Genomic DNA, 13,652 nt, shown 5'->3' with positions numbered 1-13,652 from the left:
ATTTTTAAGGCTCTTTCGCAAAGCTGTATTTTAAAAAGTCTGATCGCAAATACTTAGTATTTTGCTCTGAGCGTCAACATATAATTACGCGGTTCACCATACCAGTTATAACCACTGGCATCGCCGATGGTTTGCCAGTAAACCTTATCAAAGATATTGTTGACTCTAAAATCTACCCGTAAATGTGGGTTAACCGTATATCCCAGTTGAGCGCCCCAAATTGCACGCCCCGGCGAGTTAAACTGATAATCTACGTATGGAGCCCCCCATTTTCCGGTTTCTTGATCATAATGGGTGGGCGTAGACCCTGTGGCATATTGCTTAGATTGTGCAGCGACATTAATACCGACCGTCCAATCTTGCATTTTATAATCTAACCATGCTTTTAAGGTATTGCGGGGTAAGGTAATTTTTCGCCAAGAAATGGTTTTAAAGTCATCATGGTTATTAAAATAACTATAGCCAATGGAACCGGTTAAATGAGGGAGTATTTCGCCGCTTAATTCTAACTCGACACCGCTCATTACGACATTATTATTGCCAATATAACAGCAGCTACTGCCATTCCCATCGTCTATATTTTCTTTATAAAGTAAGTTGCCTTGATTGTCTCTTTCGGTACGGTAGGTCGACAAAGCAAAATTACCTTTGCCTTCCCATAAATCACCTTTGATACCAATTTCATAGTTTCTACCTGTAATCGGTTCTAGAGGTTTATGCTCGGCATCAAGTAAATTTGCTTGTGATTTAAAAGTTTCTGCCACACTCGCATATACGAGCCATTGATCTGTTAAATCATAGCTTAAGCCCACAAATGGAATAACAACATTTTTATCGACATAATGTGCGGTACGCTGCCCCAAACCATTATTTTGTGTAAATTTATAATTATTTAAACGCGCCCCTGTGATCAACTTTAAGGGCTTGGCTAGCTGCCATTTTACTGTGCCATAATACCCCAATTGCTGGGTATAAACTGTACGGCTGGGTGCATAATCACGACTAATCGGTCGTGCAATCGCAGCATCTCGATCAAATTCAAAAATATTGAATTCATATACCGGAGAACGTTCACCACTAATATAGTGAAAGGGATCTTCTTTATCTAGATAATCTATTCCGACAACCACACTATGCTCTTGATTGAATAAATTAAATCGACCTTGTAAATTTAAATCACCGATCCAAGAATCAGGCTCGCTACCATTTTTAATATAGGACAATGAGGTGCTATTGGTGACTGGATCAACAGAACCGGCTAACCTTGAATATTCATTCAACTTCAACATATGTTCTTTTGAGATATTGAATTTTAACTGCCAGTTATCATTAAAATGATGATCTATCCCCGCAAAATATTGCGTGCTTTCCGCTTCAATATTTGACCAATTGGTAATAAAAGAGGTCTTACGACTAAAACCAATATCACGACCATCAATATAACGTGGTAAACCAATCCAGTCTTGTTTACCTTTTAATTTGTCATAACTAAAACCAACCGATGCAGTGGTATTGGGTAAAATATCGTATTCTAAGATGCCGTAAATTGAATAACGATTTTTCTCAGCCACAGCATAGAAAAAGTCCTGATCATTCCAACTCCCAACCAAGCGCCCGCGTAAAGCACCATCTTGTGCAATAGGTCCAGTTATATCAATCGATGTACGATAATTTTGCCAACTACCAGCAGAGAGTTCTAGGAGGGTTTGATTTTGCTTTAGCGGTTTCTTACGCACCAAATTGACAGTTGCACTAGGCTCACCATTGCCATTAAATAAGCCATCAGCACCTCTTAATACCTCAATTTGCTCAAACTGAGATAAATCCTGCAAGGTTAAGGCACTGGATAAACCATCTACCCGTATATTAGAAACCTCTAAGCCCCGTGAAATAAATGAGTTGGTAAATACTGAATCTTGCCACACATTTATACCATTCACTTTATCCATGGCGCTGGCTAAATCGGTGAGATTTTGCTGATCTAACTGCTCGCGATTGATTACAGTCACGGATTGGGGAATATCTTTGATGGATTGCTGTGTTTTAGCAAAGTTGACTTTATTGGGTTGTGCTACATCAGCTTGTAAGCGAATCACAGGTAATTCAGCAATAGCCTTGTGTTGCGGGCTGGACTTGTTTGCTTTGGCATATAATTCAATGGGTTTCAATTCACCTATGAGTACCGCAGGTTTACTTAAAGGCGTCGCGGCAGCTTGCACTAAGCCCAAAGTACCATCAGCCCGTTGTAATAGCTGTAAATGCGTACCTTCGAGTAATTTTTCAAAACCTTGCGTGATACTATAACGTCCATGTAAGCCAGCGCTTTGCAGACCTTTGGTTAACTGTGTGTCGAAAGACAAGACAATGCCTGATTGCGTAGCAAAGGTCGCCAGTACATAGCCCAACTCTTGGGGCGGAATGTTATACTGCGACACCTGAGCGGCACTGACGCTGTCAGCATAGCTATAAGGTGTCAATCCCGTGAGCAATACACCACTCAAGCTCATGCTACGCATCCATCGACTGAGTGTATTGTTTTGCCTTAAAAAGCGTGGCTGCATCTTTGTTATTCCTTCGGTGAATTTTTAAAATTAAATTCTTCATTATGATTACCAGTTGAAAATGCAAAAAGTGACATCGTCAAAGCAATAAAGTACATAAATAATTGATATTATTAATTTTATATTTTAAAAATAAAGCTGAGCGCTGGTAGAAAGCATAGGAATATCTGTCGATTTAGCGCTTTTGCATACGAATGACATAACCTTTGAGGTGCTGTTCGATGCTAATCGGATAGGTCTGTTGTAATAATTCTAAAGTTTTTTGTGGATCGGTGAGCGGATAAGAACCAGAAATTGTCAAATGCGCAAGCGCAGGATCTAGCTGATAATAAGCCCGATGATAACGTTGCATTTGTTCAACAAAAGCAGGCAAGGGTAGATCATAGGCACTAAATAAACCGCTTTGCCATTGTTGGGTATTGAGTTGGATTTGCTGTATCGGTTGATAAGCTGACTGATTAAAACAAATTTGCTGATTCTGCCGCACAATGATCGGTGCTAAATGCAAGGGGCTAATCTTCACTGCACTTTCCAAAACAGCCACACAAGTTTGCTGCTGTAATTGTTGTACATTAAAGACTGTCCCCAAGGCTTCCAAGGTGCCATATGGCGTTTGCACACGAAATGGTCGTTTTTGTGCACGATGCTCTTTGGCAGTGCGGATTTGAATCTCACCATAATGCAGACTTAACAAACGCTGTTGCGGATTAAACTGCGTGTCCATCGCGCTATCGGTATTTAAATAGACCTGACTGCCATCACTGAGATGAATCAGTTTTTGTTCCCCAACTTGGGTACGATATTCAGCCAATACCGCATAAGCTAAATCTGACTGCCAGCCCCAATATCCCAAGCCACTCACCACCACCGTCAATAACAGCAATTTGCCGAGGCGCAACAGTTGCTGATGTTGTAACTGACCTGCTTTTTGCAAAACATTGCTGCTCTGTTGTGGTGCCAACTGATCTAGACTGTTATTTAAATATTCGGTTAAATATTCGGCACATTGCCAAGCACGTTGATGTTGTTCGCTTTGCTGTAACCACTGTTGAAATTCTTGCTGTTCATCTGCACTGAAAGGGGCTTGTTGCTGGCGTAGTAACCACTCCACAGCTTGACTAAAAACTTGCGCAGGAATATCGGTTGCTTTCATGGTAGTTCTTGGTGAATTACACTGAGGCAATGCGTTAGCGCTTGCGATAAATCGCGGATCACGGTGCGTACCGAAATATGCAGTCGCTGGGCAATCTCTTGTTGTTTCATACCCTCAAGCTGTGAGTAAATAAAAATTTGCTGTTGCCGTTCTGGTAAACTTGCCAAGACTTTAAAAATTAAAGCTAAAGATTCAATACTTTGTAATTGTTGTTCAGGAGAGGGCAGACATTGCTCGGGTTGTGCCGCCAAGACCTCTAAATATGCCTGCTCAATGGCTTGACGTTGTAGCCAATTGACCAGCACACCGCGAGCAATGGTGGTCAATAAAGCCTGTGGTCGATCAAAGTATAGCTTGTCTTGTTTGCTTAAAATTCTCACAAAGGTATCTTGCGCCAAATCTGCTGCGGTATGGCTATTGTTTAGGCGCTTTTTTAACCATGCATGTAACCACGCATAATGGTTTTGATAGAGATGCTCAACCTCAGTACCAGACATGATCATAGTCTTAAGATAATAACGATTCTCAATTCTAACGATATTCTAATATTTAAACAAATGACCTACTGGAAAATTTGACTATGATCTAGTGTGTTTTTTGCCATAGGTCCATGCCTCGCCATCTTAGGCTTAGTGCATTATCCCCAGCCTGTACAGCTAGTCCATAGACTTCGTCATATTCAGCCATCTTGCACCATATTATTGTGCCCAATAGGCATTGGCATAGCTCGATAAACTTTTACGCTGTAAGGTCTGGCTTATATTGCGGCTTGCTAGCATCAAGTGCTCTACATCAATACCAGTTTCATAGCCCAGCTGGCTGAGTAAATAATAGACGTCTTCGGTGGCGACATTGCCCGAAGCCCCTTTGGCATAAGGACAGCCACCCAGTCCTGCTAAGGAGGCATCAAAGATACGTATACCTTGTTGTAAAGACTGATAAATATTTGCTATCGCCATGCCATAGGTATTGTGAAAATGCCCTGCAAGAACAGCTGCATCTAGCTCTGCCAGACAGCAATCCCAGACCTTGGCCACCCGATCTGGCGTTGCTGTACCGATGGTTTCACCCAAGGAGATTTCATAGCAGCCCATATCATACAAACGCTTTGCCACATCACGAACTTGTTCGGGTGCAATGGCTCCTGCATAGGGGCAATCCACCATACACGATACATAACCACGCACTCGCATATTTTTCATCTTGGCGGCTTGGATTACGTCAGCAAATTTTTCAAAGCTTTCAGCAATGGAGCAGTTGATGTTTTTACGGGTAAAGCTTTCTGATGCTGCAGTAAATACCGCCACTTCAGGGCAATTTACTGCAGCGGCAGCCTCAAAGCCCTTTAAGTTGGGGGTGAGCAAACTAAAGTGTAAATCAGTATCAGTAGGAAGTAACTGAAATAAATCCGTACTTTGCGCCATTTGCGGCAGCCATTTGGGGGATACACAAGATCCCACCTCAATATATTTCAACCCTGCTGCAACTAAATCCTGAATAAACGCCAAGCGCTGCGCTACGGTTAAGTTTTGCTTTTCATTTTGTAAGCCATCGCGAGGTCCAACCTCTACAATTTTAACGGATTCACTCATGCCACATCCTCCGCCGTTGCAAAGGCAATGAGCTCATCACCAGCCATGACCTGATCACCAACCTGAAAGTAAGCTTCTGCAATCACGCCATCCTGTGGTGCCCGAATGGTATATTCCATTTTCATGGCTTCAAGGGTAAGCAATACATCATCCTTTTTCACGGCTTGATCGGCACTGACCAAGACTTGGGTAACCACACCAGGCATAGGTGCTGTTAAATGACCTTCTGCGGCTTGGTTATCGCCTTGACCATAGTTGGCTTTTAGAGCATGGAAACCATAACTTTCGCCCGCATCAAAGAGCGTAATTGCTGTAGCGTTACGATGAAATGCCACGGTTTTTTGGACACCATCTAGTTGTACCTTGGCGCGGTTGGCATCGAGCAACTGCCCCGAAATCTGGAAACGCTGCTTGCCATACTCTGCGATAAAACCATGCGCAGTTGGACTCAAATAGATTTCAGCCTCACGTTGACCATCCTGAAAGACCATACGATGACGACTCACGTGATTCAGTCGCCAAAATGGTTGTGCCAACCATAAGGGGTGTTGTGTGCTGCGATGTTGCTGGAACTGGCAGAGTAACTCGATCAATGCCGCAGTCACCCAATGAGCCGCATGGCGCTGTTGCGGTTGAAATAAAAAGTGTTGTTCACGCTGGATGAGATTGGTGTCGAGCTTAGCCTGTTGAAAAGCATCACAACTGATAATACGGCGCAAGAAACTAATGTTATTGCCTAGCCCTTCAACATGAAATTGACTGAGTGCATGTTGCATTTGTACCAAGGCTGCTTCGCGGTTTTCACCCCAGACAATTAACTTGGCAATCATTGGATCATAATAGGTCGTAATTTCATCGCCTTGCACAATGCCACTGTCTACACGTACATAAGCATTTTGTGCTGGATAATGTAAATAGTCGATCCGTCCAATGGCTGGTAAAAAGTCTTGATCGGGTTGCTCAGCATAGATACGTGCTTCCAAGGCATGACCATGAACCTGTAGTTGATGTTGCAGTTTGGGCAGTGGCTCACCGTAGGCGACCCGTAATTGCCACTCAACCAAGTCCTGACCCGTAATCATCTCGGTTACAGGATGTTCCACTTGTAGACGGGTATTCATTTCCATGAAATAGGCTGTACCGTCCTGTTCCACAATAAACTCGACCGTGCCGGCACCAACATAGTTCACCGCACGTGCAGCATCTATTGCGGCCTGACGCATTACGGTTAATTTTTCTTCTGCAATCTGCGGTGCTGGTGCTTCTTCTAGCACTTTTTGGTGGCGACGTTGTACTGAACAATCACGTTCAAATAAATGCACATAATTGCCATGGCGATCGCCAAATATCTGTACCTCGATATGTCGAGGCTGTATGACATAGCGTTCAATCAAAACATCATCATTGCCAAAACTCGATTTAGCTTCCCGTTTGCATGATGCTAAAGCCTGTAAAAAGTCTGCGCTATGCTCAACCAAGCTCATGCCTTTACCGCCACCTCCGGCACTGGCTTTGATCAAGAGCGGATAGCCAATGGCATCGGCTTGTTGCTTAAGAAAATCAGCATCTTGATTGCTACCATGATAACCAGGTGTGAGCGGTACACCAGCTTTTTCCATCAAGGCTTTAGAGGTCGACTTTAAACCCATCGCCAAAATTGCTGCAACTGGCGGACCAATAAAACAAAGATGATGTTGCTCGCAGGCCAAGGCAAACTGATCATTCTCAGATAAAAAGCCATAACCTGGATGTATCGCTTCACTGCCTGTGTCTAAAGCGGCTTGAATAATGCGTTCGACTTGTAAATAACTTTGTGCAGCAGGGGATTCACCGATATAAATCGCTTCATCTGCAAGCAGGACGTGTTGTGCCTTGGCATCGGCATCTGAATATACCGCAACGGTGGCAATGCCCAACTTTTGTGCAGTGCGAATCACACGACAGGCAATTTCACCACGGTTGGCAATGAGAATTTTTTTAAACATAGCATCATCCTTAATCTTTTTTTCTGGCGAGAGTCTTGGTTCTGGCGAGCGAATTACTCGCCTATAACCCATCTCGGCTGTTGTTTATGGAGAAAAGCCTGCAAGCCGTCTTTGGCTTCTGCACCTTGTCTTAATGCGGCAATATGCTGTGCGGTGTATTGTAATAAATCACGATCGACGTCACGCTGACGAACCTGTTGGATCAATTGCTTCGAGGCATGCTGTGCCTGTGGTCCGCCCAGTAATAAGTCCTTGATCAACTGCTGAAGTGTCTGATCGAGATGTTCCGCATCACTCAAGGCGTGTACTAAACCGATCTCATATGCACGCTCAGCAGAAATACGTTCTGCGGTCAGGAAATAACGCGATGCCTGCCGTGCGCCTATTGCGGCAATGACATAGGGGCTAATGGTCGAAGGTGCTAAGCCCAAACGGACCTCAGAGGTGGCAAAACGTGCAGCAGCACTGGCTACACAGATATCACAAGCCGCTGCTAAGCCCAGACCACCGCCCAATGCCGCACCATGTACACGTGCAATGGTGGGTTGCCGCAACGTTGCCAATGTCGCTAACATTTCAGCTAGTTTAAATGCATCGGCTTGATTCTCTGCGCTTGCGGCTTGCCCAGCTTGTTTCATCCAATTTAAATCGGCACCGGCTGAAAAACTTTTGCCACGCCCAGCCAAGACCACCACACGAATGTCATCACGTTGATTGAGCATCTGCAATTGCTGATGTAATGCTGCAATCAGTTCGGCATTAAAGGCATTGTGCAGCTCAGGTCGGTTTAACCAAAGATAGGCAACAGCGCCCTGTTGTTCGAGTTGTAACATTTGTGTCTGCATAAACACCTCTACATTCGGAATACGCCAAATTGTGTTGCTTGAATCGGGGCATTCAAACTTGCTGCCAAGCTCAGTGCCAAAACTTGACGGCTTTGTGCAGGGTCAATCACCCCATCATCCCATAAGCGTGCTGAAGCATAGTAAGGATGTCCTTGTTGCTCATATTGCTCACGAATAGGCTGTTTAAATTGCTCTTCTTCTGCTACAGACCATTGCCCACCTTTTTGCTCAATCTGATCACGTTTTAGTGTCGATAACACACTGGCAGCTTGTTCTCCGCCCATCACTGAAATCCGTGCGTTGGGCCAAGTCCATAAAAACCGTGGTGAATAGGCCCGACCACACATGCCATAGTTGCCCGCACCAAAAGAACCACCAATAATCAAGGTAATCTTCGGCACATTGGCGGTCGCAACAGCCATCACCAATTTAGCGCCATGTTTGGCAATACCTTCATTTTCATACTGGCGTCCAACCATAAAGCCCGTAATATTCTGAATAAATAACAAAGGAATCTTGCGCTGAGTACACAGCTCAATAAAGTGCGCAGCTTTTTGGGCAGACTCTGAAAATAAAATACCGTTATTGGCAATAATGCCCACCGGCATACCATATAAATGGGCAAAACCAGTGATCAGGGTTGTACCGAAACGAGCCTTAAACTCATCAAAGCGTGAACCATCAACAATACGGGCAATTACTTCGCGTACATCAAACGGTTTACGTGCATCGCTGGGAATCACGCCATAGAGCTCTTTGGCATCAAATAGAGGTTCATCGATATCGCGTGCATGTAGATTGGATTGCAATGCGCTACTGTTTAAATTTAAATTGGCGACAATCTGACGTGCAATCGCCAGTGCATGCTCATCATTTTCAGCCAAGTGATCCGCGACGCCAGAAAGGCGAGTATGTACATCGGCGCCGCCCAAGTCTTCACTACTGACCACTTCACCCGTCGCTGCTTTGACCAAGGGTGGACCGCCTAAAAAGATCGTGCCTTGATTACGGACAATAATGGTTTCATCTGACATGGCAGGTACATAAGCCCCACCGGCAGTACAACTTCCCATCACTACTGCAATTTGAGCGATGCCCTGACTGGACATGCGTGCTTGGTTATAAAAGATACGACCAAAATGATCACGATCGGGGAAAACCTGATCTTGTAATGGTAAATAGGCACCGCCTGAATCGACCAGATAAAGACAGGTCAATCGGTTTTGTTCGGCAATTTCCTGTGCGCGTAAATGTTTTTTCACGGTAAGGGGATAATACGTGCCCCCTTTGACCGTGGCATCATTGGCCACGATCATACAGGGAATGCCATTGACCTGCCCAATACCCGCAATTACACCTGCTGCGGGAATATCATCCTCGTACACGCCATAGGCTGCCAGTTGTCCAATTTCTAAGAAGGCTGTCCCAACATCAATGAGCTGCTCAATCCGTTGCCGCGGCAATAATTTGCCACGGTCTAGATGTTTCTGCCGTGCTTTTTCTCCGCCACCCAAGGTGATTTTTCCTGCCAACTGCTGTAGGTCATCGACCAAAGCTTGCATCGCCAATTGGTTATTTTTAAAGTCTTCGCTACGACTATTTAAGGTACTGTGTAATTGATTCATGCTCATCATTCCTCTAATCCGTGCTTATTTACTTTCATGAATCTGCGTTTATTTATTTTCATGAAAAAGTTCACGTCCAATCAGCATGCGACGAATTTCTGAAGTACCAGCACCAATTTCATAGAGTTTGGCATCACGCCATAAACGACCTGCAGGGTACTCATTGATATAGCCATTGCCGCCAAGACTTTGAATGGTTTCACCAGCCATCCAAGTGGCTTTTTCGGCAGCATATAAAATGGCACTGGCAGCATCTTTACGCAGGCTACGATCATGATCGACTCGGTCACAGGCAGCACCCACTGCATAGACCAGTGCTTTACATGCCAGCCATGTCGAGTACATATCTGCCAATTTGCCTTGCATCAATTGGAACTCACCCAATGGCTGTCCAAATTGTTCACGGTGATGTAAATAGGGGATGGTCATATCTAAACAGGCATCCATAATGCCGAGTGGTCCGCCACTGAGTACAGCACGTTCATAGTCCAAACCGCTCATCAAGACTTTGACACCATTGCCAACACCACCCATGACGTTTTCCATTGGCACTTCAACATTGTCAAAGAACAGCGGGTAGGTATTGGAGCCACGCATGCCCAATTTGTCTAAATGGCTACCATGACTAAAGCCCGGCATACCTTTTTCAATAATAAAAGCCGTTATGCCTTTGGCACCTGCTTGTGGATTTGTTTTGGCATAAACCACCAATACATCAGCATCACCGCCATTGGTAATCCACATCTTGGAGCCATTGAGTATGAAGCAATCACCTTTTTGTTCCGCCCGTAACGTCATACTGACCACATCCGAGCCCGCATTGGGTTCAGACATCGCCAACGCACCAACAGCGTCACCTGAAACCAATTTGGGCAGATATTTTTGTTTTTGTTGTTCGCTGCCATTACGATTAATTTGGTTAATACATAGGTTAGAATGCGCGCCATAAGACAAACCAATGGCGGCAGAGGCACGAGAGATCTCTTGCATCACAATAATATGCGCCAAGTAACCCAAATTGGTTCCGCCATAGTTTTCTGAAATGGTCATGCCGTGTAAGCCCATATCGCCCATCTTTTTCCATAGATGGGCAGGGAAAAAATTGTCTTGATCAACCTGCTGGGCAATGGGGGCAATTTCTTTGGCACAAAATGCAGCAACTGAATCTCGTAGTGCAAGCAGTGTTTCATCTAGACCAAAATTGATACTGTGTAGGTTCATACGATTTCATCCTGTTCGTTATATTTGTTGTTCCCTATGCCAATGCAATGGCGACTTCATGGATACCTTACAGTGATTTTTTAAAAAAGTGAATATTAATTCATAAAATGATTTACAATTCATTTTGTTTGGTGGAGAATAAAATTATGAGCTATAAACGATCATCTTTGATGCAAGAGCGCATGGAGCAAAATCGCCTTGCGATTTTAGATTCTGCGAGAAGCTTAATCGCAGAGGGAGGATTTAAAGACGCACAAATACAGACCATTGCAGAACGTGCTGGGGTTTCAAGTGGTTTGGTTTACCGTTACTTTGACAGCAAAAGTCAGGTCTTGGTTGAAGTCCTGTCAGATGCCATCACAACCGAACTACAAGTCATAGACAGCATTGCAGACAGTGCGCTGCAGCCTGCAGAAAAGTTGCATAAAGCTGTTGCGACTTTTGTAAAACGGGCTTTAAATAGCCCTCAACTGGCCTATTCACTGATGTTCGAACCCTTAGATTCTCATGTTGAACTGGAGCGGTTTCGTGTGAAGCAGTTGATTAAAAAAAGCATTAAAAAAATACTTGCAGATGGAAAAGCAAGTGTTGCGTTTGATTTTGACGATCTAAACAGCAGCGCATTATGCGTGGTTGGTGCCATGACCTTTGTGGCCATTGAACCTTTAGACCCTGCGCAAAATACCAAATTTGACCCCGACTACAAAGACTACTTTTCCAAACAAATTGCTGATTTTTGTGTTGCTGCTGTGCAAAAAAGATCAGATCGTCAGGATTCATAACACAAAAAAAAGCAGTTGAGAAAGGTAGTTGGCGTTGCAAGCCTAAAGAGCTAAACAACCAAAATGAAAAAAGAATCAAGGAGAGAGATTCTATGCAACCACTACCGAGTTATGCCTCAGGAACAAGTTCGCAACCCCTGCTGGGAATGACGATTGGCGAGAAATTTGATCAGGCATGTCAGCAATATGCCAACAAAGAGGCGATCATTAGTGTCCATCAAAATCAACGCTTGAGTTATCGCGAGCTACAACAACAGGTCAATGCCTTAGCCTGCAACTTACTGGCTTTAGGCTTAAAAAAAGGTGATCGCCTAGGGATTTGGTCACCCAATTGTGTGGAGTGGACCATCACCCAGTTTGCGGCATTTAAGGCTGGGATTATTTTGGTCAATCTCAACCCCGCCTATAAAAGCAATGAACTTGAATATGTACTGAACAAAGTTGCTTGCCAAGCTTTGGTGATTGCCAGTCAATTTAAAAGTACGGATTATCAAGAAATTCTCAGCAATATTGCCCCCGAATTGGCAGATAGCCAGCACAACATCCTACATGCCAGTCGCTTACCGCACTTACGCCATGTCATTAAAATTGATGCCACAGTGCATCGTGGAATACATCGTTTCCAAGACCTGCTCAGCCCACCCAATCCAGAACAACTGATGCAACTCGATCTCCTCAGTAAACAAGTACAGTTTGATCAAACCATTAATATTCAATTTACCTCTGGTACTACGGGGAATCCCAAAGGCACCATGTTGACGCACCATAATATTTTAAATAATGGTTATTTTGTCGGGGAGGGGATTCGCCTCAGCGAACAAGATCGAGTTTGTATTTCTGTGCCCTTATTTCATTGTTTTGGTATGGTCATGGGTAACTTAGCCTGCATAACCCATGGCGCAACCATGGTCTATCCAGCTGCGGTATTTAATCCCTTAGCTGCGCTGCAAACCATTGCACAAGAACGATGTACCGCAGCTTATGGCGTACCGACTATGTTTATTGCCATGCTTGAACATCCAGACTTTGATCAATTTGATCTGTCCAGCTTACGCACAGGCATCATGGCGGGGAGTCCCTGTCCACGAGAAATCATGCAGCGGGTCATTGAGCGGATGCATATGTCTGAAATCACGATTTGCTATGGCATGACGGAAACCTCACCCGTCAGTGCCCAAAGCTATATCAATGATTCAATCGATAAACGCGTGAGTACGGTCGGTCATGTCCACCCACATATCGAGATTAAAATTGTCGATGAACACGGCGAGATTGTTCCACGGGGAACATTGGGGGAGCTGTGTGTGCGCGGCTATTCCGTCATGGCTGGCTATTGGGATGATCATGAAAAAACCCAAGAAGTGATCGATGCTGCGGGTTGGATGCATACTGGTGATATCGCAGAAATGGATCAAGACGGTTTTGTCAAAATCAAAGGTCGTATCAAAGATGTGGTGATCCGTGGTGGAGAAAATTTATTTCCCAAAGAAATCGAGGATTTTCTCTATAGCCATCCTGCGGTATGCGATGTACAGGTCATCGGTTTGCCTGACCCTCGCTATGGCGAGGAACTGTGTGCTTGTATTATTTTGCATGAACAGCACAGCAGCGATGAAGACAGCATTCGTGCCTTCTGTAAACTGCATATTTCACATAATAAAGTGCCGCGTTATATCAAGTTCTTTCACGAGTTTCCACTCACAGCCTCGGGCAAGGCGCAAAAATTTAAACTGCAAGAAATTATGCGATTGGAACTCAATTTGCATGTAGAAATATTTGATTAAACCCATAGCGCTGATCAGGGCTTGGCACTGCATCATGCAGCATCTAGGCCCATGATCTCGGCATCTGGAGCAACACTGTTTTAGAACGATTCACCCAAAACAAT

General features: G+C 44.3%; 10 protein-coding genes. 2 read left to right on the top strand and 8 right to left on the bottom strand.

Annotated elements, in window-relative coordinates; translation table 11 throughout:
* Positions 1 to 53 precede the first annotated feature (53 nt).
* The 8 genes from BFG52_RS16275 to BFG52_RS16240 all read right to left on the bottom strand — a co-directional run bounded on the left by BFG52_RS16275 (position 54) and on the right by BFG52_RS16240 (position 10,982).
* Positions 54 to 2,561 (bottom strand): TonB-dependent siderophore receptor, encoded by a 2,508-nt coding sequence (locus BFG52_RS16275; RefSeq protein ID WP_067558760.1) that lies wholly within the window; start codon positions 2,559 to 2,561, stop codon positions 54 to 56.
* 175 nt (positions 2,562 to 2,736) lie between these two features.
* Positions 2,737 to 3,714, bottom strand: a complete 978-nt coding sequence (locus BFG52_RS16270) for a FecR family protein (protein WP_067558758.1) — start codon at positions 3,712 to 3,714, stop codon at positions 2,737 to 2,739.
* On the bottom strand, positions 3,711 to 4,211 hold the full coding sequence (locus tag BFG52_RS16265; protein ID WP_081408733.1) for a sigma-70 family RNA polymerase sigma factor: 501 nt from the start codon (positions 4,209 to 4,211) through the stop codon (positions 3,711 to 3,713). The genes BFG52_RS16270 and BFG52_RS16265 overlap by 4 nt, the downstream gene beginning before the upstream one ends.
* A gap of 201 nt (positions 4,212 to 4,412) precedes the next feature.
* On the bottom strand, positions 4,413 to 5,306 hold the full coding sequence (locus BFG52_RS16260; protein ID WP_067558750.1) for a hydroxymethylglutaryl-CoA lyase: 894 nt from the start codon (positions 5,304 to 5,306) through the stop codon (positions 4,413 to 4,415).
* Positions 5,303 to 7,291, bottom strand: a complete 1,989-nt coding sequence (locus tag BFG52_RS16255) for an acetyl/propionyl/methylcrotonyl-CoA carboxylase subunit alpha (RefSeq protein ID WP_067558747.1) — start codon at positions 7,289 to 7,291, stop codon at positions 5,303 to 5,305. The genes BFG52_RS16260 and BFG52_RS16255 overlap by 4 nt, the downstream gene beginning before the upstream one ends.
* A 53-nt stretch (positions 7,292 to 7,344) precedes the next feature.
* Positions 7,345 to 8,136, bottom strand: coding sequence for an enoyl-CoA hydratase-related protein (locus tag BFG52_RS16250; RefSeq protein WP_067558744.1), 792 nt, complete (start codon positions 8,134 to 8,136; stop codon positions 7,345 to 7,347).
* Positions 8,137 to 8,144: 8 nt separating this feature from the next.
* Positions 8,145 to 9,761, bottom strand: coding sequence for a carboxyl transferase domain-containing protein (locus BFG52_RS16245; RefSeq protein ID WP_067558740.1), 1,617 nt, complete (start codon positions 9,759 to 9,761; stop codon positions 8,145 to 8,147).
* Positions 9,762 to 9,809: 48 nt separating this feature from the next.
* A complete protein-coding gene (locus BFG52_RS16240) occupies positions 9,810 to 10,982 on the bottom strand; it encodes an isovaleryl-CoA dehydrogenase (RefSeq protein WP_067558736.1) in 1,173 nt (390 codons plus the stop codon).
* Positions 10,983 to 11,128: 146 nt separating this feature from the next.
* On the opposite strand from BFG52_RS16240, the gene BFG52_RS16235 reads away from it, so the two are divergent.
* Both BFG52_RS16235 and BFG52_RS16230 read left to right on the top strand, forming a co-directional pair.
* Positions 11,129 to 11,764, top strand: a complete 636-nt coding sequence (locus BFG52_RS16235) for a TetR/AcrR family transcriptional regulator (protein WP_067558733.1) — start codon at positions 11,129 to 11,131, stop codon at positions 11,762 to 11,764.
* A gap of 92 nt (positions 11,765 to 11,856) precedes the next feature.
* Positions 11,857 to 13,548, top strand: coding sequence for an AMP-binding protein (locus tag BFG52_RS16230; RefSeq protein ID WP_067558729.1), 1,692 nt, complete (start codon positions 11,857 to 11,859; stop codon positions 13,546 to 13,548).
* Positions 13,549 to 13,652 lie beyond the last annotated feature (104 nt).

The organism is Acinetobacter larvae (assembly GCF_001704115.1).
GTDB classification, from domain to species: Bacteria; Pseudomonadota; Gammaproteobacteria; order Pseudomonadales; family Moraxellaceae; genus Acinetobacter; species Acinetobacter larvae.
The sequence above is the reverse complement of the archived record's forward strand: the minus strand, read 5'-3'. Positions and strand labels throughout refer to the sequence as shown.

Coding starts and splice junctions, on each gene's coding strand:
- BFG52_RS16275 (WP_067558760.1), bottom strand. CDS start 2,561: ATGCAGCCACGCTTTTTAAGGCAAAACAATACACTCAGTCGATGGATG.
- BFG52_RS16270 (WP_067558758.1), bottom strand. CDS start 3,714: ATGAAAGCAACCGATATTCCTGCGCAAGTTTTTAGTCAAGCTGTGGAG.
- BFG52_RS16265 (WP_081408733.1), bottom strand. CDS start 4,211: ATGTCTGGTACTGAGGTTGAGCATCTCTATCAAAACCATTATGCGTGG.
- BFG52_RS16260 (WP_067558750.1), bottom strand. CDS start 5,306: ATGAGTGAATCCGTTAAAATTGTAGAGGTTGGACCTCGCGATGGCTTA.
- BFG52_RS16255 (WP_067558747.1), bottom strand. CDS start 7,291: ATGTTTAAAAAAATTCTCATTGCCAACCGTGGTGAAATTGCCTGTCGT.
- BFG52_RS16250 (WP_067558744.1), bottom strand. CDS start 8,136: ATGCAGACACAAATGTTACAACTCGAACAACAGGGCGCTGTTGCCTAT.
- BFG52_RS16245 (WP_067558740.1), bottom strand. CDS start 9,761: ATGAATCAATTACACAGTACCTTAAATAGTCGTAGCGAAGACTTTAAA.
- BFG52_RS16240 (WP_067558736.1), bottom strand. CDS start 10,982: ATGAACCTACACAGTATCAATTTTGGTCTAGATGAAACACTGCTTGCA.
- BFG52_RS16235 (WP_067558733.1), top strand. CDS start 11,129: ATGAGCTATAAACGATCATCTTTGATGCAAGAGCGCATGGAGCAAAAT.
- BFG52_RS16230 (WP_067558729.1), top strand. CDS start 11,857: ATGCAACCACTACCGAGTTATGCCTCAGGAACAAGTTCGCAACCCCTG.